This is a genomic window from Microvirga sp. RSM25, assembly GCF_044784385.1.
Lineage (GTDB): Bacteria > Pseudomonadota > Alphaproteobacteria > Rhizobiales > Beijerinckiaceae > Microvirga > Microvirga tunisiensis.
On the sequence record NZ_CP173040.1, the window covers coordinates 762,239 to 788,504 of the forward strand.

Consider the following 26,266-nt stretch of genomic DNA (forward strand, 5'->3'; position numbering starts at 1 on the left):
AGGGCTTCTAATGATCTTTACGGGATCCCGGAAACGGAGAGACCTGCATGGCGGAAGAAGCGGACGATTATCTCGGGGTGACGTTTGAGGCGGCCGAACTCGCGACGGGCGAGCCGATGCAGGCCGTCGACTGAGCCGGGCAGAGCGTTCGCCATGGCGCTTGACGAACGCATTGCACTGCTCCTCGGGCTTGAGAAGCTATGGGGACGCGGCGAGGACAGTGCATCATCGTCGGTGGAGTTAGCCAAAGGAGCGCCCCATGCCACAGTCCCATGACTTGAGCCGGTCCCGGATCGCACTCGCGCAGGACAGCACGATCATCGCAGTCGTCGAGATGAGCTAGGCCAGCTGGCTCGTGGCCGCCATGGTGCCAGGTGTCGAGCGCCATCCGCTCAAGAAGCTGGAGCCGGACCAGGACGGGCTGCTGCGCCTTCTGCACCGCTGGCAGGACGAAGCCGTCCAGGCTGGCTGCACGATCACCCGCATCGCGGTCGCCTTTGAGGCTGGCCGTGACGGCTTTTGGCTGGCCCGCTGGTTGCGGGCGCGGGGCATCGAGGCCTACGTGATTCATCCCACCAGCATCGCCGTCTCGCGCGAGCATCGGCGGGCCATATGTGGACATCGGATAATCGCGGGTAGCGCGAGAGCTCTAGCGGAGACGCCGATCAGGCGACAGTCTGGTTAGCCCAACAGAGCAGGAGCAGATGATGACCCACTATGCCGGTTTGGATGTGTCACAAAAGGAGACCACGATCTGCATCGTCGATGAGCAGGGCCGCCTGTGGCGCGGCACGGAGCCGACCGATCCCGAGGCTATCACCGAGATTCTGCACCGGCACGGTTGCGACCTCCAGGTCGGAGTTGAGACTGGTCCGATGATGCCCTGGCTTGTGCACGGACTGCGTCGCAATGGCTTGGAGGTGATCTGTCTCGATGCCCGCCACGCCAAGGCGGCTTTGGCCATGCAGCTCAACAAGACCGACCGCAATGACGCTGAAGGGTTGGCGCAGATTGTTCGCACCGGCTGGTACCGCAGCGTCCACGTCAAATCCTTCGAAGCGCATCGGCTCCGCGCCCTGCTCGGTGCCCGCCGGCAGCTGGTTGGCATGACCACGCAGCTGTCCAACCACATCCGCGGCATCCTCAAGGTCTTTGGCCTGGTGGTCGGGATGGCCCATGGCCGTACGTTCTCTGAGCGGGTCGAGACCCTCGTGACGGATCAGCCTGCCGTGGCTGGGATCGTGCGGCCGATGCTGCAGGTCTGGCGCGAGCTGAAGGACCAGATCACCCGCTTCGACAAGGCCGTGCGGCAGGAGGTGCGTCGGCGTGCCGAATGCCGGCTTCTGATGAGCGTGCCGGGGATCGGGGCCCTCTCGGTGCTGGCCTTTGTCAGTGCCATCGAACACCCTGATCGCTTTCGCCAATCCCGCAATGTCGGAGCGCATCTGGGCCTGACGCCGCGGCAGTACCAGTCCGGCGAGGTCGACCGACGCGGCCGCATCTCCAAATGCGGGGACGAACTGGTACGATCATACCTGTTCGAGGCGGCCGGTGTCCTGCTCACCCGGGTGCAGCGCTGGTCGCCGCTCAAGGCCTGGGCGGTGCGGCTGGCGCAGCGCAGTGGGTTCAACAAGGCCCGGGTCGCCCTGGCCCGCAAGTTGGCTGTGGCGTGTTAGACAATGGTGCAAAGTTTGCGATCAGCTTTGTCCATACAGTCGCTCGCGAGGCGCTCCGGCGTCACACCACAGATCCCACGTTAAATCCTTCAACCGGCTCTGGACGAACCAGAGACCGATGAAGGACGAGGACCGCCATGGTCAAGCTTTGCAAGAGGCGCCGCCCCCTGCGCCTTGAGATCGGCTTCGAGGTCAGACGGGGCAGTCGGGATGTCTTGGGACGCGCCTATGAACGCCTCCTGCCCCTGCGCACCGGGTCCCGGCCATCAAGGGCACAGGCCGCTATTTCCGAGGGAGCATGCGATGAGAACTCAGCACCTGAGAGCCGTTTCGGCCCCACAGCCCCTGCAAGTCGCTCTCTACGCCCGTGTTTCCTCCGACCAGCAGGCTGAGCATCACACCATCGACAGCCAGTTGGCGGAGCTGACCGCACGGGCACAACAGGATGGCCATTGCATCCGAGATGATTTGCGGTTCATCGACAACGGCCACAGCGGCGCCAGCCTGATCCGTCCCGCGCTGGAGCGTTTGCGCGATCTCGTGGCGTTGTCGGCGATCGATCTCGTCTATGTCCTGTCCCCGGATCGCCTCGCTCGCAGTTATGCCCATCAGGTTCTGTTGATCGAGGAGTTCACCCAAGCCGGCACCCAAATCGTCTTCCTCAATCATCCGATCGGGACCACGCCCGAGGACAGCCTGCTGCTGCAGTTGCAGGGCATGTTCGCCGAGTACGAGAGGGCCAAGGTGCTGGAGCGCAGCCGGCGCGGCAAACGCCACCGCGCCCAAACCGGGGCCGTCAGTGTCCTGTCCCGTGCGCCCTTCGGTTACCGCTACATCAAGCGTGAGGCTGGCGGGGGAGATGCACGCTATGAGATCGACGAGGAGGCCGCCCGGATTGTGCGCCAGATCTTCACCTGGGTCGGGCACGAGCGCTTGACACTGGCCGGGGTCTGCCGGCGCCTGCACGACAGCGGGATTCCAAGTCCGACTGGGCGGCTCCACTGGAGCCGGGCGATGATCCATACCATGCTGCTCAACCCTGCCTATGCGGGACAAGCCCTCTATGGTCGCCACCAAAGCGTGCCATGGCGGCCGCCGCTTCATCCGCCGCGCGGCCATGATGGCCTGCCGCGACGGCCCTGGCGGCAAGTGCTCGCCCCGACTGAGCGGCATATCAGCATCGCGGTGCCGGCGATTGTCGGCGAAGAACTCTTTGCAAGTGTCGCCGAGCAGTTGGAGGAGAACCGCAGACGCTGTCGCCAGCGGCTTGCGGGCGTCCAGTATCTGCTGCGCGGCCTGCTGGTCTGCCAGAAGTGCGGCTATGGGTTCACCGGCCATCACCATCGCGGGCAGTGGCGCTACTATCGCTGTTGCGGCACCGACCGCAGCCGCTTCCACGGTGCATTCCGGTGCGATGCCCGGCTGGTCGCCACGGACTTGCTTGATGAGGCGGTGTGGAACGAAGTTCGCCGGCTGCTCGGCGATCCGGCACAGGTGATTGCAGAGTATCAGCGGCGCCTGGACGCGGTGCAGGCTACGCCGCATCGGCTCGAACTCGATGCCCTTGATCGTCAACTCGCCAAGGCCCGCCGCGCAACCGAGCGGCTGATCGACAGCTACACGGAGGGACTGATCGAAAAGCCCGAATTCGAGCCGCGCCTGGCTGCGTTGCGCCGCCGAACAGCCCGGCTGGAAGCCGAAGCCAAGGCTCAACAGGAGGCCGATGAGCAAGTCCGCTCGCTGCACCTCGTTATCGGCAAACTCGACCTGTTTGCCACGACGGTGCACGATCGGCTCGCGGGTGCGGATTGGGCGACGAAGCGCGACATTATCTGTACCCTCGTCAAGCGCATCGAGGTGGCCGATGATGTTGTCCGGGTGATCTTCCGGGTTGATCCCGGCTTCTCAGGTCCACCTGAGACAGGCCGAACTTTGCACCATTGTCCAATACGTCGTCATCCTGCATGCGATCTGGCGGACGGGGGAACCCTTCCGGTGGAGCAAGATGGAGGCAGGTGCCGCATGAGAATGGGGAGGAGAGAGATGAGCCCAGCGTTTGTCATGAGGTGAGTGCTGGGTGCTGTGCTTGCTCCTCGGGGCGAGGGTACGGGTCATTCCGTGAGCGGGGCCTGTGAGAGCTGGAAGCTCCAGCTGATCACGCTGTGGACCTTGGAAGGCTCGTGCTGTTGAACCCGATCATGCGGCGGCCAGTGCCGACCGCGGAGAGAACCGTGATCCGGGGAGAAGCAATGGTGCCAGAACTCTTTGCGCTTGACCGGAGACCCGCGATTGGAGAACGGCCCCCGCCTCGCAAGGGTGTTGGACAGTGTTTTGGTCGGATCGCTTGCGGTCATATGTCCGGCCTGTTGTTGCGCTCGCACATGACCGTTGGCCAAAATGGCTTCCGCGACACGAGGTCCAAACAAGACGGCGACCTGTCAAGGCCATTGGCCCGCACGGAATCTCTCGTGTCTTGGATCGATCGATCACACCATCTCCTCGTTTCCTTGCAAGGCCCGGCCTCAGCCCGGGAGCGGGATGGGCGGCTCCCGTCTCAGGCTGATCTCTAAACGGCGTGCGCCCGTGCCGGCGGGGCAGATTGAGGTTGATAGACCTCACCCGTGACCATCAGCTTCCAGGCGATCCGGGCGATTTTGTTGGCCAGCGCCACCGCGGCCAGCTTCGGCGGCTTGCGCTTGAGCAACGCCGCCAGCCACGGCGAGGCGGAGCCGCGGCCGCGGCGCACCTGCTGAAGCAAGGCCGTGGCGCCCACCACCAGCACGCTGCGCAAGGCCTCGTCGCCCGCTCGGGTGATCACCCTCAGCCGCACCTTGCCGGCGGTCGAATGATCCTTCGGGGTCAGGCCGAGCCAGGCGGCAAAGTGCCGGGCCGATCGAAAGGCCTCCAGGGCCGGCGCCTTCATCACCAGCATCGAGGCGCCGATCGGCCCGACGCCGGGGATCCTGGCGAGACGGCGGCTGCACTCGTCGGCGCGATGCCAGGCCATCAGCTTGTCGTCGACCTCCTCGAGCCGGGCCTGCAACTGGGTGTAGTCCTTGGCGTGGATGTCGAAGAGCTCGCGGGCCAGAGGCGGCAGCGTGTCATCCGCTTTGATCCGCTCCAACAGCGGCTCGACCCGGCAGATCCCTGTAGCGGCAATCAGCCCGAACTCGGCCGCGTAGCCACGAATGGCATTGGCGAGCTGGGTGCGCTGGCGGATCAGGCGATCGCGCAAGCCCACCAGCATCAGGGCCGCTTGCTGCTCAGGGGACTTGACCGGTACAAAGCGCATGGTCGGCCGGCTCATCGCCTCACACAGCGCCTCGGCGTCAGCGGCATCGTTCTTGCCGCGCTTAACGTAAGGCTTGACGAACTGGGGTGGGAGCATCCTCACCTGATGGCCGAGCGACTGCAGCAAGCGCGCCCAGTGGTGCGATCCGCCGCAGGCCTCGATCCCGACCATGGTCGGCGGCAGCTTCGTAAAGAAGGCCACCATATCCTGGCGCCGCAGCTTCTTGCGCAGGACCGGCTCCTCGCCCGCGTTCACCCCGTGCAATTGGAAGACGTGCTTTCACGTATCCATGCCGATGCGAATAATGTGGTCCATGGACGGTCTCCCGTGTTTGAGATCTGCAACGACCTCATTCTGGCACAGCGATGCCGTAAGGGGGCCGTCCACCCCAACACACAGATCCTTATGCTTCCCCCTGCAACCTGTCGGCCGAAGCAGCCGCTTATGATCGCGCGAAATGTTTGCTCACGATCAGATGAAACGAGCGCTCACCATCGCGTAAAATCGCCGCTCACGATCAGCGAAATCCGCACAGCCCCGGTCTCAGCTGTCCTGGAAAGGTCGCCCGTGCGAAAAAAGCGTTGGTGTCACTCCACTAGCTGGACTAAGACGATCCTCGCGATTGGCTGCCGAGGCGTGCTCGATGGCACGGTCAGAAGGACCTAACCATGCGTTTTGTGATTGCCGCCACCCTTGCCTTTGCCGTCGTCCAGGCGCAACCTGCCGCGGCTGCCTCCTCCCAAACCTGCGCTGTGGTCAGCGAGGCCGACATCGCCGAGCTCTTCGACCGTTGGAACGACTCTCTCGCCACGCTGAAGGCCACGGAAGTGGCGAAGAACTACGCGGATGATGCCATCCTGCTCCCGACCCTGTCGAACAAGCCGCGCCTGACCCAGGCCGAGCGCATCGACTATTTTGAGCACTTCTTACAGAATCACCCGCGCGGCAAAGTCGATAGCCGTGTCATCAGGATCGGCTGCAACTCAGCGGTTGATGCGGGCACCTACACCTTCACGTTCAAGGACGGCTCGCAGGTTCCGGCCCGCTATACCTATACCTACGAGTACAAGAATGGCACGTGGCTGATCTCCTCGCATCATTCCTCAATGATGCCCGAGAAGGCGTTGGCACATTGAGCACGTAAAGGTTCTGTTGCAACTTTTGACATAGGTCGGGCGAAGGCCAACAGGGACGCGAGTTACGCGACTTCACCGAACAGGTTAGCCATGAAGTCGCGCTGAGCGCCCATGGCATTTGCTAGTGCACAGACAACCTGTCCCTTGCGGAGCATCGCCATTGCCTCAGAGCCAGCAATGGTCTGCAAGCTGGTCGAAAAGCTTTTGAAATCCAGCCCCGACCGGACCAGACGCTTGATGCGCCGGCGGTCCTGCTCGACATGCGGTTGCCCCAAGGTCTTGCGGAAGAACGTCTGGGCGGCAGTCGCATCCCGCTTTGGAGAAAGCAGAAAGTCGATGGTCTGCCCGGTTGCATCGACGGCGCGGTAGAGATAAACCGAGTCACTTTCACCCGAATGCATGTTTCGTCCACACGCTAGGAGCCGTTTGTCATGCGCCGATGCGGACGGATGCGCTGGTCCCGTTCTGGTACATAAGCCTGAATCCAGCGAAACACCGTCGTATCGTCAACTTGGAGGCCTCGATCAGCCAACGTGCGAGCGGTCATCGTGCACATGGCTGATTACGAGACGGTTGCTCAGTGGCTTCAGGATGAAGCGGATCCTTTGCTTGTTAAGAGCTTCGACATGGAGATTACCACCAACCAGTTCCTTGGGCTATTCAAGTGCTTCAGCGTTGACCTGGCGAATGGGGGTCTCAATCTGGCCGGACCTACACCTCCAATAGGTAGCTCAGTATGAGGGGGAGGCGGTCGCTTCCCTCTTGGCCTGGGGTGTCCTGACGAAGCGGGCTCGCGGCTAATTTGCCTGTAGGCTTGCTGGTGTGATAGGCAGGCGAAACGCCGGCACATACTAAGGTTTGGAAGCAGTTACGACAGGCGACCCAACGCTTGGGAGAAGAGGGGCTGCGATGATCCCAGCAATCAGCACGAATGCCGCAACGATAAGTCCCACCCGCCCATAGACAGCAATAAGATACCCTCTCCTCATTCTCCACCCTTGTGTTATTGAAGTTGCCGGAGTTATGCAGCTTGACTGTGACCAGATCAAGACACGGCCCAAAGCGGCTCTCCCCATTACTAACGATCTTTAACGAGTGCACGTGACGTTGAATCGGTTGCTCAGACCGTGGCGATGCCGTTCTAAGCACCCTAGACATCTGATTCAAACATCAACGCCCTCGTTGCGAAGCCAAGTGCAGACGTTTCATGTCTCGCAAAGTCCCATACGGCGACCGCTGGCAGGCATTGTCAATGCAGGACTTGGAAAAGATGCCCCAGAGTGAGAACGGCATCTTAAAGGCTCCCCCAGACGAACTCGATAGTGGCTCTGAAAGCAGGCGCAGCCGCAAGGGCATGGAACAGATAGAAGCCATCATCCGACATCTTGGACGTGGAACGGTGCCCCTGGAGCAAGAATGGCTTCTGCGGCCTTCTAATGAAGCGCGCTGCTCCGGCGCATGAGGTATTCCCAGCTTTTGAAGCGCCGAAGGATCCAGGCCACCGCATCCTCGAGGCTCGGGAATGTTTCCTGCACTCCGGTGATCGGACCGAACCCAGCCTCTATGAACCAGCTGCCCCTGAGCTCAGGGCCTTCGCAGTCATCCGGACGGCAAAGCAGAATGGCTGCAAGCGTACCGTCCACGAAGACGAGCCGCCCGTCTTCTTCCCGGGTCAAGCCGCTTCCGACGCGAGCACATTGCCAAGTGACTTTCATGCTCGCGGGCGAATGCCCGCGCTGGGACGCAGGGTTCATTCACATATGATGGGCTTGTCTGGTCGCGTACCTGCACAGGAGCTGGCAATTCGGACCAAGTGTTTAGATGGGTTGTCTAATCGCAGCTCATTGATCAAGTCCTTTCTCGCAATTGCTCAACGATGTCATTGCCGGTCTTTTGACGGGCGGCGAACAGAAGGCAGATATTGCGGCCGCGCTGCGTACTCGTTTGGCGCCATTGATGGCCGGTTGCCGGGAGCAGGGTTGTCTTCGCGGTCGACACTGGGAGCATAAGGATCTGTGGTGCACTCAGTCATGAATCAGTTTCAGGAGCCCGCCATCTCACCATGTTTACCTGCCCGTCAGCGAGAGCTGCCCTCGAGCGCTCCATAGCCGCCCCAGAAAACCTCATGCTCTCGTGACTCCTGTCTGAGAGGTGGGCTCCAACACCTCATCTTCTCAGGCAGGACGCACCTCGGCAACCGTGCTCGTCACGCCGCGGAGCGGCTTCGTTCAATCTCACGCCAACATGCTCAGCGACAGCCATCCCTGGAAATTTGTTGGGCCCCCGACACCTCTTATCGGCTTTGTGGAGTCTCCGACACGGTGCTGTGTGGCCTAGTATCCTGCCGCACTCTCATCGAAGTCGTTGAATAATCTGCAGAACATTTCTTCTGCAGCTCTTTCTGCGCAGTTGGCTTGCCTTTTGCAACTTCCTCGTTGCGCGGCGCTGTAGCTGCCGACCGGATCTTCAGGTTTGGGTGACAGCGCGATCAATGGAACGAGGGAAGAAAAGCAACGTGTCAGGGCAGCACCATCAACTTAAGCTGATAAACGCTCCTTCAGGCCATCCCGTGATGCTAGAAGCGCATGTATGATCAAAATTTTGTCTCGCGTGGACGAACGTGAATCTCAGTCGCACTTTACTGGGATCTGGCGCTGACCATCGCCGCGGAGGAGGTCGTCTACATGCCGTCTTACGTCATTCGCTGCCCGCAGCGCCTGCGGTCACCTTCCGCCCTTCCATCGCTTAGAGAGTGAAATGCCACCATGTCCGAACAACCCTTGCCGACGCTGCCGATGTGGCGCGTCGATCACATCGAGCCCTCGCCCGAGATATTGGCGCTATGCGCCAACGGTCCGATCCACCGCGTGCGCGTCCCGTCCGGGCACGAAGGCTGGTGGGTGACAGGCTACGACGAGGCCAAGGCGGCGCTGTCCGACGCGGCGTTGCGGCCCGCGGGAATGCCGCCGGCGGCATTCACCCCGGATTCGGTGATTCTCGGTTCGCCGGGGTGGCTGGTCTCGCACGAGGGGGCGAGCATGCCCGGTTACGCACGATCGTGGTGCCGGCCTTCAGCAACCGCAGGGCGAAGCTGCTCGCGCAGCAGGTCGAGGCGATCGCCGCGCAGTTGTTCGAGACGCTGGCGGCCCAGCCCCAGCCCGCCGACCTGCGGCGCCACCTCTCCTTTCCGCTTCCGGCCATGGTCATCAGCGCGCTGAGGGGCGTGCACTACGAGGATCACGCCTTTTTCGCCGGGATGTCCGACGAGGCGATGACGCACCAGCATGAAAGCGGCCCGCGCAGTGCGTCGCGCCTGGCCTGTGAAGAACTGCGCGCCTACATTCGCGGCAAGATGCGGGACAAGCGCCAGGATCCGGGCGACAACCTGCTGACGGATTTGCTCGCGGCGGTCGACCAGGGCAAGGTGACAGAGGAAGAGGCGATCGGCCTGGCGGCGGGCATGCTGGTGGCGGGGCACGCGAGCACCGTCGCGCAGATCGAATTCGGCCTGCTTGCCATGTTCCGCCATCCGAAACAGCGCGAACGCCTGGTCGGCGATCCATCTCTGGTGGACAAGGCGGTGGAGGAAATCCTGCGCATGTACCCGCCGGGCGCGGGCTGGGACGGCATCATGCGCTATCCGAGGACCGACGTGACCATCGCGGGCGTGCATATTCCCGCGGAGAGCAAGGTGCTGGTCGGCCTGCCGGCGACGTCGTTCGATCCGCGCCATTTCGACGACCCGGAAATCTTCGACATCGGGCGGGACGAAAATCCGCACCTGGCGTTCTCCTACGGGCCGCACTACTGCATCGGCGTGGCGCTGGCCAGGCTGGAACTCAAGGTGGTGTTCGGTTCGATCTTCCAGCGCTTTCCCGCGCTGCGCCTGGCGGTGGTGCCCGAAGAACTGAAGTTGCGCAAGGAGATCATCACTGGCGGGTTCGAGGAGTTCCCGGTGCTCTGGTGATGGGCGGACGCCGCCGGGAATCGCGATCTTCTCCGTAATTTGCCAGAGCGCCTGGCGCGCGCCGGTCAGATCATCCAGCCAACAGGTAACCAATATGGACGTGCAAGAAACCACGGCAGCATGCCGGGACGCCTTCGCCGAACTGGCGTCGCCAGCGTGCATCCACGACCCGTATCCGTTCATGCGGTGGTTGCGCGAGCACGATCCGGTGCATCGCGCGGCGTCGGGCCTCTTTCTGTTGAGCCGCCACGCCGACATCTACTGGGCGCTCACGGCCACGGGCGATGCGTTTCGGGGACCGGCGCCGGGCGAACTGGCGCGCGATTTCCCGCGTGCGGCGACCAGCCTGTCGCTCAATCTGCTGGCGTCCACGCTAGCGATGAAGGACCCACCGACGCATACGCGTCTGCGCCGGCTGATCTCGCCCGATTTCACTATGCGCCAGATCGACAACCTGCGGCCGAGCATCGCGCGCATCGTCGCAGCGCGCCTGGACGGCATGGCGCCCGCGCTGGAGCGCGGGGAGGCGGTGGACCTGCATCGGGAATTCGCGCTGGCCGTGCCCATGCTGGTTTTCGCCGAACTGTTCGGCATGCCCCAGGACGACATGTTCGGGCTCGCCGCCGGCATCGGCACCATTGTGGAAGGCCTAGCCCCGCACGCCAGCGATCCCCAGCTCGCCGCGTCGGACGCGGCCAGTGCCAGGGTGCTGGCCTACTTCGGTGACCTCATACAGCGCAAGCGCGCCGATCCCCGCCACGACATCGTGTCGATGCTGGTCGGCGCACACGATGCCGACACGCTGTCGGATGCGGAGTTGATGAGCATGCTGTGGGGCATGCTGCTGGGCGGCTTCGCCACCACTGCTGCGACCATCGACCATGCGGTCCTGGCGATGCTGGCGTATCCCGAACAGCGGCACTGGCTGCAGGGAGACGCCGTGGGGGTGAAGGCATTCGTCGAAGAAGTCCTGCGCTGCGACGCGCCCGTCCTGTTCAGCCCCACTTCGCGTATCGCCCAGCGCGACATCGAACTGGGCGGCGTGGTGATCCCGAAGAACGCGGACGTGCGCGTGCTGATCGCGGCCGGCAATCGCGACCCGGACGCCTTCGCCGATCCCGACCGCCTCGATCCCGCGCGGTTCTACGGCACCAGTCCTGGCATGTCGACCGACGGGAAGATCATGCTGAGCTTCGGCCACGGCATCCGCTTCTGCCCCGGTGCGCAACTGGCCCGGGTGCAGTTGGCCGAGAGCCTACCGCGGATCCAGGCGCGCTTCCCCGCGCTGGCATTGGCCGAGCAGCCGACCCGGGAGCCCTCCGCGTTCCTTAGGACGTTTCGCGCGCTGCCGGTGCGGCTGCATGCGCAGGGAGGCTGAGATGCGCGTCGTGGTCGACCAGGATCTGTGCGGAACCACCGGGCAGTGCGTGCTGACGCTGCCGGGCACCTTTCGCCAGCGCGAGCCGGACGGCGTGGCCGAAGTGTGCGTGGCGACGGTCCCGCAGGCGCTGCACGCCGCCGTGCGGCTCGCGGCCAGCCAGTGCCCGGTCGCCGCCATTCGGGTCATCGAAAACGACGCTGGCGATGACGAGCGCGCCAGCGCCGACCCCGCGCCTTCTCCGGCGGAGGCCGAGCGGCATGCCGCGAAAGACCAACGCAATCCAGGAGGACACGATGGGACGGTTTGAAGGCAAGGTGGCCGTGGCGACCGGCGCCGGCATCGGCAAGGCATGCGCCCTCGCCCTCGCGCGCGAGGGCGGCAGAGTGGTGGTAGCCGATATTGATGGCTCGGCGGCCATGGCCTGCACCGCGCAGATCGCGGCCGAAGCGGGCCACGCGCTGGCCCTGGCCATGGACATCGCCGATGCGCAGGCGATGGCAGCGCTGTTCGAGACGGCGGAGCGGCACTGCGGTGGGGTCGACCTGCTGGTGAACAACGCGAGCGCCATGCATCTGACCCCGCGCGACCGCGCGATCCTCGACCTGGACCTCGCGGTCTGGGATCAGACCACAGCGACCAACCTGCGCGGCACGCTGCTCTGCTGCCGGCAGGCAATCCCACGGATGATCGCCCGCGGCGGTGGCGCGGTCGTCAACATGTCGTCGTGGCAGGGGCTCAGCGGTGACACCGCGCAGACGTCCTACGCCGCGTCGAAGGCGGCGATGAACATGCCGTCGGCCTCGCTCGCCACCCAGTACGGATCATGCGCAGATCCGCTGCAACGCGGTTGCGCCGGGTGTCACCATGACCGAGCGTCTCCGCGTCAAGCTGGACGAGTGCATGCAACGGCATCTGCGCCGGCACCAGCTCCTGCCACGCGTCGGCCGCCCCGAGGACGTGGCCGCGCTGGTGGCGTTCCTGCTCTCCGACGATGCTGCGTTCATCACCGGCCAAGTCGTGTGCATCGACGGCGGCATTCTGGCGCATGTGCCGACGTACGCCGACGGTGGCAACAGCCGCGCCGCGCGGCCTGCCGGCGACACCGCCGAAGCGGCCGCGGCGCCGCGCTGCTGATTGACATGCTGCTCAACCCGCTGGACCGCCGGCACCGGCTGCGGTACGACATCCCGGTCGAGCCCGGGGCTTTCCCACTGGTCGGACATCTTCCCGCCATCGTCTGCGACCTGCCGCGGCACGCGGAACGGACGCTGGGCAGCCACTTCTGGCTGGATTTCGGCCCTGCCGGACACCTTATGACCTGCGCGGATCCGGATGCGTTCGCACTGCTCCGGCACAAGGACGTGTCCTCGGCGCTGATCGAAGAGATCGCGCCCGAATTGCTTGGCAGAACGTTGGTCGCCCAGGACGGCGGCGCGCACCGGCAGGCGCGCGACGCGATCAAGGCGGCGTTCCTGCCCAAGGGGCTGATCCAGGCCGGCATCGGAGACCCCTTCGCGCCCGTCATCCGGGCGCGGGTGCAGGCGTGGCGCGACCGCGGCGACGTAACCATCCTGCGCGGAACCGGCGACCTGATGCTCAAGCTCATATTCAGCCACATGGGAATCCCCGCGCAGGACCTGCCGGGATGGCATCGCAAGTACCGGCAACTGCTGCAGTTGATCGTCGCGCCCCCGGTCGACCTGCCCGGACTGCCCTTGCGGCGCGGCCGCGCCGCCCGCGACTGGGTCGACGCGCAGTTGCGCCAGTTCGTCCGCGACGCGCGCGCGCATGCCGCGCGCACCGGGTTGATCAACGACATGGTGAGCGCCTTCAATCGCAGCGACGCTGCGCTCTCCGATGACGTCCTGGTCGCCAATATTCGCTTGCTGCTGCTTGCTGGTCACGACACCACCGCCTCGACGATGGCCTGGATGGTGATCGAGCTGGCGCGGCAGCCTGTGCTGTGGGACGCCCTGGTCGAGGAGGCGCAACGCGTGGGCGCGGTGCCGACCCGGCACGCGGACCTGGCGCAGTGTCCGGTCGCCGAGGCGCTGTTCCGCGAGACTCTGCGCGTGCATCCGGCGACCACGCTCCTGCCGCGTCCCGGGCTGCAGGAACTGCAACTCGGCCAACGGCGCATTCCCGCGGGCACCCATCTGTGCATCCCGCGGCTGCATTTCTCGACCTCGGCGCTGCTGCACGGGGCACCTGATCAGTTCCACCTAGCGCGGTGGCTGCAACGCACGGAGCCGATCCGGCCAGTGGACATGCTGCAGTTCGGTACCGGCCCACACGTCTGCATCGGCTATCACCTGATATGGCTGGAACTGGTGCAGTTCTGCATCGCCTTGGCGCTGACCATGCACAAGGCCGGGGTGCGGCCGCGGTTGCTGAGCGGCGACGAAAAAAGGCCGGCGTTACTACCCGACCGCACATCCCATGACAATCCGCATCGGGTTCTCATGAGCTGGCATCGCATGCCCCGTGTGGCGAGGCAGCGGCGAGCCCCCCGGCATTGCTGCACTCGGCGCGCGCTCGGTGCGACGCCGGCAACACCGCGGGGGCTCGCCGCTCGCCGTGGCCGTCTCCTGTCAGGGACAAGGACATGAACAACATACAGACCGGTTCCACGCTACACGACGACCGAGCTGGCGTTTCCGCGCGCGGCGCATCCGGCAGGCTGCTGCCGGAGATCTGGATGCAGGACGGCGCAAAGCGGGTCGAACAGGCGCTGGCGCGTCTTCTCTGCGCCGAAGACGACGGTGGGACCGAGCTGATGGCGGCAATGCGCTACGCCACCTTGCATGGCGGGAAGCGCACCCGCGCCTTGCTCTGTCTGGCTGCCAGTGCACTGGCCGACACGCCGGCGCACATGCTCGACGACGTCGGCGCCGCCATCGAGATGATGCACGCCTGTACCCTGGTCCACGACGACCTGCCCGCGATGGACGACGACGTGCTTCGCCGCGGCCTTCCGACCGTGCACGTCAAGTTCGGCGAAGCCACTGCGATCCTGGTCGGGGATGCGCTGCAGGCGCACGCCTTCCTGACCCTGGCAAGCCTGGATGCGCCGGGCGACAACCGTATCGCGCTCGTGCGCGAACTGGCGCAGGCGGTGTCCGCCGAGGGTGCCGCAGGCGGGCAGGCCATGGATCTCTCGCTGGTCGGAAAGCACGTCGAGCTGGACAGGATCGTGGCGATGCACCGGATGAAGAGCGGAGCGCTAGTGCGCGCGTCCGTTCGCATGGGCGCGCTATGCGCCATCGCGGAGGATGCCGCACACGCTGCGCTGTACTGTGCGCTCGATCGCTACAGCACCTGTTTCGGCCTGGCGTTGCAGGTGGTCGACGACATTCTCGACACGACAGCGGATACCGCGACGCTGGGCAAGACCCCCGGCAAGGACGCGGCGGCGCAGAAGCCGACCTGCGCGTCGATCATGGGGCTGCAGGCAGCGCGCCAATTCGCGCTGGAACTGTTGCGCGACGCCGCGGAGGCCATCGCCCCGCTGGGGCCGCGTGCGGAACGGTTGGCCCAGATGCTGCAGCGGGCCAACGCGTATCTGTTCAAGCACGCGCCATGCGCATGAGTGCGCCCGTCCGCATGGAGTCGCCCCTGTGCCGCTGCGATCGGCCGGCGGCAGCTGTGCATGCTGCACTGTGTCCGAGTCCGCGGCGCCGATCGCAGCGGGTGCCCAGCACGGCCGCGGCGCACGTGGCGCGCTGCGCGCAAGCCTATGCGGCGGACCGGCGCCAGCATCGGGGTGCGTCGCCGCGCCGGAGCAGGGCGGCCGTCCGGCGCTGCCCATGCGCCGGACCGCGCCGGGCCTGCGGCGACGTGCGCAGCGTCTGCCCGATCCTGATTCTCGTCAACTGTCTGCAGAAGGAGCATCCCGCGTGAACGCGCTGTCCGAACAGATCCTTTCCGAATTGCGCCACCTGCTGAGCGAGATGAGCGACGGCGGCAGCGTCGGTCCGTCCGTCTACGACACGGCGCGAGCTCTGCAGTTCCACGGCAACGTCACCGGTCGTCAGGACGCATACGCGTGGCTCATTGCGCAGCAACAGGCCGATGGCGGATGGGGAAGCGCAGACTTCCCGCTGTTCCGCCATGCGCCCACCTGGGCGGCGTTGCTGGCATTGCAGCGTGCCAATCCTCTTCCCGGCGCTGCTGACGCAGTCCAGGCTGCAACCCGGTTCCTCGAGCGCCAGCCCGATCCCTACGCGCATGCGGTGCCGGAAGACGCGCCGATCGGCGCGGAGCTGATCCTGCCGCAGTTGTGCGGCGAGGCCGCATCCTTGCTGGGCGGCGTGGCGTTTCCGCGCCACCCGGCGCTGTTGCCGTTGCGGCAAGCGCGCCTGGTCAAGCTGGGGGCGGTGGCGACGTTGCCGAGCGGCCATCCGTTGCTGCACTCCTGGGAAGCCTGGGGGACGTCGCCGACCACCGCATGCCCGGACGACGACGGCGGCATCGGCATCAGTCCGGCGGCCACCGCCGCGTGGCGTGCGCACGCCGTGACACAGGGGAGCACGCCGCAGGTCGGGCGCGCCGACGCGTATCTGCAGGCGGCATCGCGGGCGACGCGCAGCGGCATCGAAGGTGTCGTTCCCAACGTCTGGCCGATCAATGTGTTCGAGCCATGCTGGTCGCTGTACACCCTGCATCTGGCCGGGCTGTTCGCGCATCCCGCGCTCGCCGAGGCGGTGCGCGTGATCGTCGCGCAGCTCGACGCCCGCCTAGGCGTGCGCGGTCTGGGCCCGGCCTTGCACTTCGCGGCCGATGCGGACGACACCGCCGTTGCGTTGTGCGTCCTGCGCCTTGCAGGCCGCGACCCGGCGGTCGATGCGTTGCGCCATTTCGAAACCGGCGAGCTGTTCGTCACCTTCCCCGGTGAGCGCAATGCCTCGGTGTCGACCAACATCCATGCCCTGCATGCGTTGCGACTGTTGAGAAAGCCCGCCGCCGGCACCAGCGCCTACGTCGAGGCCAATCGGAACCCGCACGGTCTATGGGACAACGAAAAATGGCACGTTTCGTGGCTGTATCCCACCGCGCATGCGGTCGCTGCGCTGGCGCAAGGCAAGCCCCAGTGGCGCGACGAGCGCGCGCTGGCGGCGCTGCTGCAGGCGCAGCGCGACGACGGCGGCTGGGGCGCCGGTCGCGCGTCCACATTCGAGGAAACCGCCTATGCGCTGTTCGCGTTGCACGTGATGGACGGGAGCGAAGAGCCGACAGGGCGCCGGCGCATCGCGCAGGCGGTGGCGCGTGCGCTGGAGTGGATGCTCGCCCGCCATGCGGCGCATGCATTGCCGCAGACGCCGCTGTGGATCGGCAAGGAACTGTATTGCCCTACCCGGGTCGTGCGCGTGGCCGAACTCGCTGGGTTGTGGCTGGCGCTTCGTTGGGGGCGGCGCGTCCTGGCCGAGGGAGCAGGAGCGGCGCCATGATCCAGACCGAACGCGCGCTGCAGCAGGTGCTGGAGTGGGGGCGTTCCCTGACCGGGTTCGCCGACGAGCATGCCGTGGAAGCGGTCAGGGGCGGCCGGTACATCCTGCAGCGCATCCACCCGAGCCTGCGCGACACCAGCGCCCGCACCGGCCGCGATCCGCAGGACGAAACGCTGATCGTGGCGTTCTATCGCGAACTGGCGCTGCTGTTCTGGCTCGACGATTGCAACGACCTTGGCCTGATCGCGCCGGTGCAGCTCGCTGCGGTGGAGCAGGCGCTGGGGCAGGGCGTGCCGTGCGCGCTCCCAGGATTCGAGGGCTGCGCTGTGCTGCGCGCTTCGCTGGCCGCGCTCGCCTATGATCGTCGCGACTATGCTCAGCTTCTCGACGATACCCGGTGCTACTGCGCGGCGCTGCGCGCCGGACACGCGCAGGCGGCAGGGGCGGAACGCTGGTCCTACGCCGAGTACCTGCACAACGGCATCGATTCGATCGCCTACGCGAACGTGTTCTGTTGCCTGTCGTTGCTGTGGGGGCTAGACATGGCGACCTTGCGCGCGCGTCCGGCGTTTCGCCAGGTCCTGCGGCTCATCTCCGCGATAGGGCGCCTGCAGAACGATCTGCATGGACGCGACAAGGACAGGTCGACCGGCGAGGCCGACAATGCGGGGATCCTGCTGCTGCAGCGCTATCCGGCTATGCCTGTGGTGGCGTTCCTCAACGACGAGCTAGCCGGCCATACGTGCATGCTGCACCGAGTGATGGCGCAAGAACGCTTTCCCGCGCCGTGGGGAACGTTGATCGAGGCCATGGCGGCTATCCGCGCGCAGTACTACCAGACCTCGACCAGCCGCTACCGCAGCGACGCTGCGGGGGAGGCCAGCGTGCGCCGGCCTGAACGCGCGGGAGGCGGCGTGCGCACGCTGCCGTCGGTCCGATCCGACGCAACGCCGTCGCCCGGTGCGACGGATGGAGCGAGCGTGAGCGACACCGTCCTGAGCCGGCGCAAGGACGACCATCTGGACATCGTGCTGGATCGGCGAACGGCGCCGGCCACGGTCGCCGCCGGCTGGGAGTACATCCGTTTCGAACACTGCGCATTGCCCGAGTTGGACCTGACGCAGATCGACCTGCGCGCCTCGCTGCTGGGCAAGACCATGCGCGCGCCGCTGTTGATCAGCTCTATGACCGGCGGCATGCCACGCGCCGAGGCCATCAATCGGCATCTGAGCGAGGCAGCGCAAGCCTTGGGGATCGCTATGTGCGTCGGTTCGCAGCGCGTGAGCCTGCAATCCCGCAACTCCCAGGGGCTGACGCGCGCGCTGCGCCGCCTGGCCCCAGACATTCCCTTGCTGGCCAATATCGGCGCCGCGCAACTGCGCGAGGCCGACGGCCTGGAACTGGCGCGCCGGGCGGTGGATGCGCTGGAGGCTGATGGACTCATCGTCCATCTCAATCCGCTGCAGGAAGCGGTACAGCCGGAGGGCGACCGCGACTGGCGCGGCGTCCTGGCGCAGATCGCTCGCGCCGCGCGCAGCGTGGGCGTGCCGATCGTGGCCAAGGAAGTAGGGTCGGGTCTGTCCGCCTCGGTGGCCTGTACGCTCGTCGAGGCGGGCGTGGCGGTGATCGATGTCGCCGGCGTCGGCGGCACTAGTTGGGCCGCGGTGGAGGGCGAGCGCGCCCGCGATGCCGCCGACCGTGCAGTGGCGATGGCGTTCGCCGATTGGGGGATTCCGACCCCGGCCAGCGTGCAGGCGGTACGTCGGGCGCTGCCAACGGTGAAGCTGATCGCGTCGGGCGGGATCCGCGACGGCGTCGACGTGGCCAAGGCCATCCGCCTGGGCGCGGACATCGCCGGGCAGGCGGCCGGCGTGCTGCGCGCGGCGACGGTGTCCACCGAGGCGGTTATCGCGCATTTCGAGATCGTCATCCGCCAGTTGGCCGTCGCCTGTTTCTGCACCGGCTCGGCTGATCTGGCGGCGTTGCGTCAGGCGCGCTTGTTGCCCTCGGCGCATCTGTCCGCCGGTTGATGCCGGCGTCGCCCGCACGTGGCGGGACAAGTATCTGGCATCTCTACATTCAAGATTGGCGGAGATCATATTACGAGCGGAAGCCATGCACTATGAGTGCTGATCGAATCAGAAGAGTGTGACGTCACGATCGCCTAGATTCGGACTGCGAGGTCGCATATTTGCCAGAAATAAATTGGCTCAAAGATTTTGAATTCGCAAACGCTCATTCCAGATTCGAAAAATGGCACTTTCAGCAATAACGGCCTCAGCATCGCGTACCCTCTCAATTATTGACCGCAAGTCATTTTCCCCGAAACGCGGCTGATTCGGATCGACAAGTGCATCAATGAGGTCAAGCGTTGCGTGCGGATGCTTATCAGGATGCTTCGAGGCTTCTAAGTAGGTCTTCATAAGTCTTGCAACGCGAGCACTGCGGGTGTTTCCTGGGGAGCATGCAACGACATGATCACTCTCCCGAGACGTGGCTCGACGAGGCGGATCGCAAGCGGCTTGCCGCAGCGCTTGCTGGCGCCCGTGAGGCCCGTGTTTATCGCCGCCTCGAGGCGCTGCTGCTGGTGGCCGAGGGGCATTCCATGGCTGAGGCGGCCCGCCGCTGCCGCGTCAACCGCTCCAGCGTCCACCGCTGGTTGATGCAGTACAAGGCTGAGCATGAGGCCACCACGCTCCGCGACCGGCCGCGCAGCGGGCGGCCCCGCCGGCACCCGAGGCTGACGCCGCAGCGACTGGCGGCAGCCCTGGCACGCGACCCGCGCCGCTGCGGCTACCAGGCCACAAGCTGGACGGTGCCGCTGCTGGCGTACGACCTGGCGGCGAAGGGCCTCGTGATCCTCCCTCGCATTGGATACTGCTGGCGAACGGGCGCGGATTTTCAATCCGCCTGTGGCGGGAGAAACAGGGCGCCCTATGATCGACCGTGGAGGGGAGCGGCCGATGTGAATGTGGTGGTCCCAACCCCGATGGCGAACATGGTCCACGGGCTGCTGCGCACTTGAGAGTGGTGACGCCCAGGCGATCCCGGTTAGGAATGTGATGATCTCGCACAGCCCCGCCCTCCGTTGATGTCTCGAGGAGGAGCCTGCCATGACGCGCAAGTCGCCATCCCGCCTGCAGCGGGATCTCGCCCCGGTCCACCCCCATGCGGCCGCCGTTGATATCGGCGCCCGGATGCATGTGGCGGCCGTCTTGCTCCGCTGTGATCCCGAGCCGGTGCGCACCTTCGGCACCTTCACGGGCGACCTGCAGCGCCTCGCCGACTGGTTTGAGCAATGCAGGGTCGCCACGGTGGCCCTGGAGTCGACCGGGGTCTCCTGGATCCCGCTCTACGAGATCCTCACCCAGCGCGGCTTTGCCGTGGTGGTGGTCAATGCCCGCGAGGTCAAGCAGGTGCCGGGCCGCAAGACGGACGTGTGCGACGCCCAGTGGCTGCAGCGTCTGCATGAGTACGGGCTTCTGCGGGCCAGCTTCCACCCGCAAGGCGAGATCGCCACGCTGCGCTCTTATCTGCGCCAGCGCGAGCGCCTCCTGGAAGCCGCCGCCGCCCACATCCAGCCCATGCAGAAGGCGCTGATCCAGATGAACCTGCAGCTCCAGCACGTGGTGGCTGACATCACTGGCCAGACGGGGCTGCGCATCATCCGGGCCCTTGTCGCCGGCGAGCGCGATCCCGACCGCCTGGCCGCCTTGCGCGACGGGCGCTGCAAGACCCCGCTTGCGACTCTGCGCGCCGCGCTGGTCGGCAACGATCGGGAGGAGCACGTCTTCGCCCTGGCCCAGGCGCTGGAGCTGTATGAGATCTACCAGACCAAGGTGGCCGCCTGCGACGAGCGCATTGCGGCCGTACTGGAGCGCCTGCAAGCCCAGAACCCGCCTCCGGCGGCGGCGCTGCCGCTGCCCCGTCGCGCGCAGCCGCAGGCCAATGAGCCGGCCGTACCGGTGCGCGCGGCCCTGCATGCGATCCTCGGGGTCGACCTGACCCAGATCGATGGGATTGGACCCGACCTGGCGCTCAAGCTGGTCAGCGAGTGCGGCACGGATCTCGCGGCCTGGCCGAGCGCCCAGCACTTCACCTCCTGGCTCGGCCTCGCGCCGCACAACAAGATCTCCGGGGGCAAGGTGCTGTCGAGCCGCACGCGCCGCTCCGGCAGCCGGGTCGCGGCGCTGTTGCGGCTGGCCGCGGGCGCGGTCGGGCGCACCCAGACGGCGCTGGGCGCCTTCTACCGGCGGCTCGCCGCGCGGGTGGGCAAGGCCAAGGCGATCACCGCGACGGCGCGCAAGATCGCGGTGCTGGTCTACAACACGCTGAGCCACGGCATGACCTATGCCGATCCCGGGGCGTCCTACTACGAGGAACGCTACCGGCAGCGGGTGCTGAGCAATCTCCGCCGCCGCGCCAAGTCACTCGGCTATGTCCTGGAAAAGGCAGAGCCCGCCTCAACCGCAGTAGTTGTTTCTTAGGAATTCATCATGCTGGGATGGGAGCCATCATGAGCTTGGTAAAGGCGGATTGCCGCGTTCGTGCGAGCGGCGTGCCCGCAAACCAAGCCCCGAGTCGGATGAGGTTCATGGCGGCTGCCGTCAGCACGTGTTGAAGGTGCGTTTTGGCGAGACCGATATAGCGCGAGCGCCGCAGATGCATGACCCGGACGCCTGCCGAAATCGTTCCCTCGATGCCAGCGCGCCGTCGATACTCTTTTGAGAAGGCAAGCTGCCCCTCGCGCTGGCGAGCCGCCTCCAGCGTCTCGTGTTCCTCGCGTGGTCGTAGCGTGAGCAGTCGCCGCCCGCTTCGGGTACACTGTGTCTTCAGGGGACAAGGTCGACAATCTGTTGTCGAGAAACGAACCTTGAAGGCGGTCCGTCCCTGATGGTCGTCGGGACTCCAGCTCTTGCTCTGATGCCCGGCCGGGCAGGTCGCCACTTCCCGCTCCCAATCGAGGCGGAAGTCCTGCACCGTGAAGCCCTCGCCTGAACGGGCCTGCCACTGGTAGTCCTTGGGAGCCGGGCCTAACAGCGCGACACCCTTCCTCCGGCTGGCGACAAGCTGGTCGGCCGCAACATAACCGGCATCGGCCAGATGAGTACCGGGCAGCAGGCCCTTGGCTTCGAGCGCTGCATGGATGTCTTCGAGCGCGTCGCGATCAACGACAGGTGCCGGCGTAGTCTCCACATGCGTGATCAGGTGTGGTCCGCCCTCATCGCACGTCTCGGTCAGATGCACCTTGTAGCCGATCCAGATCGTGGACTGCTTCCTGGCGTAGTGCACCTCCGGATCGTAGGGCGAGGCGAGCATCAACAGCGAGGGTGGAAATCCCTCCTGTTCGGTCCGCCATCGCACCAGGGGAGTGGCCTTAGATCCGGCGGCCGGGACATCGCCAATGATGGAGAAATTCTGGAGCCAGGCCTGCCGCAGCAACTCAACGGCCGGGATCTGACGCAGCCATATCGGAGCGCCAGGAGCCATGATGGCCGCAAGCAACTGATGACCATCGCGGCCGATCTGCTCGGCATGAGCACGCCGCTTCGTCTCGCCTTGCGGCACGTCATGATCGCCAGCCCGCCGGTCATATCGCTCCAGCCAAGCAGGATCCGCCTCAGCGCGCAGCCACTCGGGGGCCGCTATCGCCAAGGCATTCAGGGCCGCGCGCAGGGTTTCGGTCACGCATTCGAGACGGTTCAGGGAACGGACGGTTCCGAGCACATGGGTCGAGTCGGTGCGCTGCCGGCCCCGGGCACTGAGCAGCTTCAGGTCACGGCACAGCGCCAACAGCGTGTCGAGCAGATGCTCCTCCGCGCCGCCGGCCACGAGACGGCCGCGGAACTCGCTCAGAACCGAAGCGTCGAAGCCAGGGTCGGTCAGCTCCAGGCCGAGCAGATACTTCCAGTCGATGCGACCGCGGACCGCATCGGCCGCGCGCCGGTCGGGCAGGTTCTCGGCGAACTGGAGCAGGGTCACCAGCGCCAGCCGCCACGGGCATTCCGCCGGTTGCCCGCAAGGGGCGAAGAGGGGTGCGAACTGGGCGTCGGTAAAAATCGTCCCGAGGTGGTCACGCAAGCGCAGATAGGGATTGCCACGGGGAAAGGCCGCACGGGCAACGGTTGCGGTTGACGCTGGGACATTCCCACTCAAAGTCGGGCGGAGCGACATGAGAACCCTCCAGGTCTGAACCCAAGCCCCCTACAGCCTGAACGCCGAGCCTGCCTCAATCGCTCCACCCCGTTCGCCAGCAGTATCTTAACCGAAGCAAGACCAACTGCCGGTTCACCCGGTCGCGCGGGCACGGCACGCCAGCGTCGCTGAGTGTCGTCCGGATGCTCCTGCCGCGAACCACTCCTTTGAGGCCCATCTGCCGCATCAGCCGGGCGACGGTGCAGCGCGCCACCGCAATCCCTTCGCGCTGCATCTGGCGCCAGACCTTGCGGACCCCATAGACGCCGAAGTTTTCGGCGAAGACCCGGCGGATCTCCTGGCACAGGTCGGCGTCCCGGCGTTCCCGGGCCGGTCTGCGGTCGGGATTGGCCTTGCGGGCGGCATGTTCGTAGTAGGTCGACGGGGCGATCGGCAACACACGGCAGATCGGCTCGACCCCGTAGACCTCACGATGCTCGTCGATGAATGCCTTCATGGCTTGAAGCGGCGGTCGAGCTCCGCCTGGGCAAAATACGCGCTCGCCTTGCGCAGGATCTCGTTGGCCTGGCGCAGCTCCCGCACCTCCCGCTCGAGTGCCTTGATCTTCTCCTGCTCCGCGCTCGTCGGCCCGGGGCGCAGGCCCTGGTCGCGCTTGGCCTGCCGCACCCAGTGGCGCAGCGTCTCGCGCGAGCAGCCGATCTTCGCCGCAATCGACAGGATTGCCTCATACTGCGAGGCGTACTCGTCCCGGTGCTCGAAAACCATCCGGACCGCCCGATCGCGGACCTCTGGTGAATAGGGGGTGTTCTCTTCGTCATGGCTCCATCCTGTCAGGAGTTGGAGCCTCCGGGAATCCCGGCGCGGTTCACCAAAGTTCTGGAGCCAGACCTGCCGCAGCAACTCAACGGCCGGGATTTGCCGCAGCCATATTGGCGCACCAGGAGCCATGATGGCCGCAAGCAACTGATGACCATCGCGACCGATCTGCTCGGCGTGAGCCCGCCGCTTCGCCTCGCCTTGCGGCACGTCATGATCGCCAGCCCGCCGGTCATAGCGCTCCAGCCAGGCAGGATCAGCATGGACGCGCAGCCATTCGGGCGCTGCGGACGCCAAGGCATTCAGGGCAGCCCGCAGGGTCTCGGTCACGCATTCGAGGCGGTTCAGGAAGCGAACGGCTCCGAGCACATGGGTGGAGTCGGTGCGCTGCCGGCTCCGTCCACTGAGCAGCTTTTGCTCACGGCACAGCGCCAGAAGGATGTCGAGCAGATGCTCCTCCGCGCCTCCTGCCACAAGGCGGCTGCGGAACTCGCTGAGAACCGAAGCGTCGAAGCCAGGGTCGGTCAGCTCCAACCCAAGCAGATCCTTCCAGTCGATGCGGCTGCGAACAGCATCGGCCGCTCGCCGATCGGACAGGTTCTCGGCGAACTGGAGCAGGGTCACCAGCACCAGCCGCCACGGGCATACCGCCGGTTGTCCGCAAGGGGCGAAGAGCGGCGCGAACTGGGCGTCGGTGAAGATCGTCCCGAGGCGGTCCCGCAAGAGCAGATAGGGATTGCCATGCGGGAAGGCTGCACGGGCAACGGTTGCGGTCGAAGCGGGAACATCACCACTCAAAGTCGGGCGGAGCGACATGGAAACCCTCCAGGTCTAAACCCAAGCCCCTGCAGCCTGAACGCTGACCGCGCCTCAACCGCTCCAATGCGCATGAATTCCTAAGAAACAACTACTGCGGTTGAGGCGGGCTCTGCCTTTTCCAGGACATAGCCGAGTGACTTGGCGCGGCGGCGGAGATTGCTCAGCACCCGCTGCCGGTAGCGTTCCTCGTAGTAGGACGCCCCGGGATCGGCATAGGTCATGCCGTGGCTCAGCGTGTTGTAGACCAGCACCGCGATCTTGCGCGCCGTCGCGGTGATCGCCTTGGCCTTGCCCACCCGCGCGGCGAGCCGCCGGTAGAAGGCGCCCAGCGCCGTCTGGGTGCGCCCGACCGCGCCCGCGGCCAGCCGCAACAGCGCCGCGACCCGGCTGCCGGAGCGGCGCGTGCGGCTCGACAGCACCTTGCCCCCGGAGATCTTGTTGTGCGGCGCGAGGCCGAGCCAGGAGGTGAAGTGCTGGGCGCTCGGCCAGGCCGCGAGATCCGTGCCGCACTCGCTGACCAGCTTGAGCGCCAGGTCGGGTCCAATCCCATCGATCTGGGTCAGGTCGACCCCGAGGATCGCATGCAGGGCCGCGCGCACCGGTACGGCCGGCTCATTGGCCTGCGGCTGCGCGCGACGGGGCAGCGGCAGCGCCGCCGCCGGAGGCGGGTTCTGGGCTTGCAGGCGCTCCAGTACGGCCGCAATGCGCTCGTCGCAGGCGGCCACCTTGGTCTGGTAGATCTCATACAGCTCCAGCGCCTGGGCCAGGGCGAAGACGTGCTCCTCCCGATCGTTGCCGACCAGCGCGGCGCGCAGAGTCGCAAGCGGGGTCTTGCAGCGCCCGTCGCGCAAGGCGGCCAGGCGGTCCGGATCGCGCTCGCCGGCGACAAGGGCCCGGATGATGCGCAGCCCCGTCTGGCCAGTGATGTCAGCCACCACGTGCTGGAGCTGCAGGTTCATCTGGATCAGCGCCTTCTGCATGGGCTGGATGTGGGCGGCGGCGGCTTCCAGGAGGCGCTCGCGCTGGCGCAGATAAGAGCGCAGCGTGGCGATCTCGCCTTGCGGGTGGAAGCTGGCCCGCAGAAGCCCGTACTCATGCAGACGCTGCAGCCACTGGGCGTCGCACACGTCCGTCTTGCGGCCCGGCACCTGCTTGACCTCGCGGGCATTGACCACCACCACCGCGAAGCCGCGCTGGGTGAGGATCTCATAGAGCGGGATCCAGGAGACCCCGGTCGACTCCAGGGCCACCGTGGCGACCCTGCATTGCTCAAACCAGTCGGCGAGGCGCTGCAGGTCGCCCGTGAAGGTGCCGAAGGTGCGCACCGGCTCGGGATCACAGCGGAGCAAGACGGCCGCCACATGCATCCGGGCGCCGATATCAACGGCGGCCGCATGGGGGTGGACCGGGGCGAGATCCCGCTGCAGGCGGGATGGCGACTTGCGCGTCATGGCAGGCTCCTCCTCGAGACATCAACGGAGGGCGGGGCTGTGCGAGATCATCACATTCCTAACCGGGATCGCCTGGGCGTCACCACTCTCAAGTGCGCAGCAGCCCGTGGACCATGTTCGCCATC

Annotated in this window: 18 protein-coding genes, 7 pseudogenes and 1 other annotated feature; of the genes and pseudogenes, 16 read left to right on the top strand and 9 right to left on the bottom strand. The window is 65.9% G+C overall.

Annotated elements, in window-relative coordinates; genetic code table 11:
• Window positions 1–17 precede the first annotated feature (17 nt).
• Complete coding sequence (locus ACD578_RS29710) at window positions 18–173, bottom strand: hypothetical protein (protein WP_404294541.1); 156 nt, start codon at window positions 171–173, stop codon at window positions 18–20.
• A gap of 191 nt (window positions 174–364) precedes the next feature.
• Between ACD578_RS29710 and ACD578_RS29715 the strand changes: the two genes are divergently transcribed.
• The 3 genes from ACD578_RS29715 to ACD578_RS29725 all read left to right on the top strand — a co-directional run bounded on the left by ACD578_RS29715 (window position 365) and on the right by ACD578_RS29725 (window position 3,746).
• Window positions 365–685 carry a hypothetical protein gene (locus tag ACD578_RS29715; protein WP_404294543.1) on the top strand — a complete coding sequence of 107 codons (321 nt, stop codon included), beginning with the start codon at window positions 365–367 and terminating at the stop codon, window positions 683–685.
• A 19-nt stretch (window positions 686–704) separates the two neighbouring features.
• The gene (locus ACD578_RS29720) at window positions 705–1,676 is read left to right on the top strand and encodes an IS110 family transposase (protein WP_404294545.1); all 972 of its coding nucleotides are present in this window, start codon (window positions 705–707) and stop codon (window positions 1,674–1,676) included.
• Between the two features lie 303 nt (window positions 1,677–1,979).
• Entirely contained in the window at window positions 1,980–3,746 is a 1,767-nt protein-coding gene (locus ACD578_RS29725; RefSeq protein ID WP_404294547.1) for a recombinase family protein, read from the top strand.
• Window positions 3,747–4,242: 496 nt separating this feature from the next.
• On the opposite strand, the gene ACD578_RS29730 is transcribed toward ACD578_RS29725, so the two are convergent.
• Window positions 4,243–5,232, bottom strand: coding sequence for an IS110 family transposase (locus ACD578_RS29730; RefSeq protein WP_404294548.1), 990 nt, complete (start codon window positions 5,230–5,232; stop codon window positions 4,243–4,245).
• Between the two features lie 404 nt (window positions 5,233–5,636).
• Between ACD578_RS29730 and ACD578_RS29735 the strand changes: the two genes are divergently transcribed.
• On the top strand, window positions 5,637–6,104 hold the full coding sequence (locus ACD578_RS29735) for an SgcJ/EcaC family oxidoreductase (RefSeq protein WP_404294550.1): 468 nt from the start codon (window positions 5,637–5,639) through the stop codon (window positions 6,102–6,104).
• Between the two features lie 62 nt (window positions 6,105–6,166).
• On the opposite strand, the gene ACD578_RS29740 is transcribed toward ACD578_RS29735, so the two are convergent.
• Window positions 6,167–6,505, bottom strand: a complete 339-nt coding sequence (locus ACD578_RS29740) for a DDE-type integrase/transposase/recombinase (protein ID WP_404294551.1) — start codon at window positions 6,503–6,505, stop codon at window positions 6,167–6,169.
• Between the two features lie 1,032 nt (window positions 6,506–7,537).
• On the bottom strand, window positions 7,538–7,780 hold the full coding sequence (locus tag ACD578_RS29745; protein WP_404294553.1) for a hypothetical protein: 243 nt from the start codon (window positions 7,778–7,780) through the stop codon (window positions 7,538–7,540).
• Window positions 7,781–8,749: 969 nt separating this feature from the next.
• Between ACD578_RS29745 and ACD578_RS29750 the strand changes: the two are divergent.
• From ACD578_RS29750 to fni, 10 genes and pseudogenes are all read left to right on the top strand, one after another.
• Window positions 8,750–8,853: pseudogene (locus tag ACD578_RS29750) on the top strand (cytochrome P450); the annotation flags it as partial.
• Between the two features lie 16 nt (window positions 8,854–8,869).
• Window positions 8,870–10,071, top strand: a pseudogene (locus ACD578_RS29755) (cytochrome P450).
• A gap of 94 nt (window positions 10,072–10,165) precedes the next feature.
• Window positions 10,166–11,449 carry a cytochrome P450 gene (locus tag ACD578_RS29760; protein WP_404294555.1) on the top strand — a complete coding sequence of 428 codons (1,284 nt, stop codon included), beginning with the start codon at window positions 10,166–10,168 and terminating at the stop codon, window positions 11,447–11,449.
• Window position 11,450: 1 nt separating this feature from the next.
• Entirely contained in the window at window positions 11,451–11,759 is a 309-nt protein-coding gene (locus ACD578_RS29765) for a ferredoxin (protein WP_404294557.1), read from the top strand.
• Window positions 11,746–12,586: pseudogene (locus tag ACD578_RS29770) on the top strand (SDR family oxidoreductase). The gene ACD578_RS29765 and the pseudogene ACD578_RS29770 overlap by 14 nt, the downstream one beginning before the upstream one ends.
• Window positions 12,586–13,918, top strand: a pseudogene (locus ACD578_RS29775) (cytochrome P450). The pseudogenes ACD578_RS29770 and ACD578_RS29775 overlap by 1 nt, the downstream one beginning before the upstream one ends.
• A 139-nt stretch (window positions 13,919–14,057) precedes the next feature.
• Window positions 14,058–15,041 (top strand): polyprenyl synthetase family protein, encoded by a 984-nt coding sequence (locus ACD578_RS29780; RefSeq protein ID WP_404294559.1) that lies wholly within the window; start codon window positions 14,058–14,060, stop codon window positions 15,039–15,041.
• 307 nt (window positions 15,042–15,348) lie between these two features.
• Window positions 15,349–16,899, top strand: coding sequence for a hypothetical protein (locus tag ACD578_RS29785; RefSeq protein ID WP_404294560.1), 1,551 nt, complete (start codon window positions 15,349–15,351; stop codon window positions 16,897–16,899).
• A pseudogene (locus ACD578_RS29790) lies at window positions 16,896–17,797 on the top strand (hypothetical protein). Before ACD578_RS29785 ends, ACD578_RS29790 begins: the two are co-directional and overlap by 4 nt.
• 25 nt (window positions 17,798–17,822) lie before the next feature.
• Complete coding sequence (gene fni / locus ACD578_RS29795; RefSeq protein ID WP_404295549.1) at window positions 17,823–18,929, top strand: type 2 isopentenyl-diphosphate Delta-isomerase; 1,107 nt, start codon at window positions 17,823–17,825, stop codon at window positions 18,927–18,929.
• Window positions 18,930–19,109: 180 nt separating this feature from the next.
• On the opposite strand, the gene ACD578_RS29800 is transcribed toward fni, so the two are convergent.
• A complete protein-coding gene (locus tag ACD578_RS29800; RefSeq protein WP_404294562.1) occupies window positions 19,110–19,322 on the bottom strand; it encodes a hypothetical protein in 213 nt (70 codons plus the stop codon).
• 41 nt (window positions 19,323–19,363) lie between these two features.
• Between ACD578_RS29800 and ACD578_RS29805 the strand changes: the two genes are divergently transcribed.
• Both ACD578_RS29805 and ACD578_RS29810 read left to right on the top strand, forming a co-directional pair.
• Window positions 19,364–19,924 carry a helix-turn-helix domain-containing protein gene (locus tag ACD578_RS29805; protein ID WP_404294564.1) on the top strand — a complete coding sequence of 187 codons (561 nt, stop codon included), beginning with the start codon at window positions 19,364–19,366 and terminating at the stop codon, window positions 19,922–19,924.
• An 88-nt stretch (window positions 19,925–20,012) separates the two neighbouring features.
• A complete protein-coding gene (locus ACD578_RS29810; RefSeq protein WP_404294566.1) occupies window positions 20,013–21,386 on the top strand; it encodes an IS110 family transposase in 1,374 nt (457 codons plus the stop codon).
• A 7-nt stretch (window positions 21,387–21,393) separates the two neighbouring features.
• On the opposite strand, the gene ACD578_RS29815 is transcribed toward ACD578_RS29810, so the two are convergent.
• From ACD578_RS29815 to ACD578_RS29830, 4 genes and pseudogenes are all read right to left on the bottom strand, one after another.
• Window positions 21,394–23,073 (bottom strand): IS1182 family transposase, encoded by a 1,680-nt coding sequence (locus tag ACD578_RS29815; protein ID WP_404294568.1) that lies wholly within the window; start codon window positions 23,071–23,073, stop codon window positions 21,394–21,396.
• A 76-nt stretch (window positions 23,074–23,149) separates the two neighbouring features.
• A pseudogene (locus ACD578_RS29820) lies at window positions 23,150–23,820 on the bottom strand (IS3 family transposase); the annotation flags it as partial.
• Window positions 23,477–23,593: a sequence feature (AL1L pseudoknot), on the bottom strand. Its footprint overlaps the pseudogene before it by 117 nt.
• 510 nt (window positions 23,821–24,330) lie before the next feature.
• Window positions 24,331–24,687 (bottom strand): annotated as a pseudogene (locus ACD578_RS29825) (transposase); the annotation flags it as partial.
• 80 nt (window positions 24,688–24,767) lie between these two features.
• Entirely contained in the window at window positions 24,768–26,141 is a 1,374-nt protein-coding gene (locus tag ACD578_RS29830) for an IS110 family transposase (RefSeq protein ID WP_404294566.1), read from the bottom strand.
• Between the last annotated feature and the right edge of the window lie 125 nt (window positions 26,142–26,266).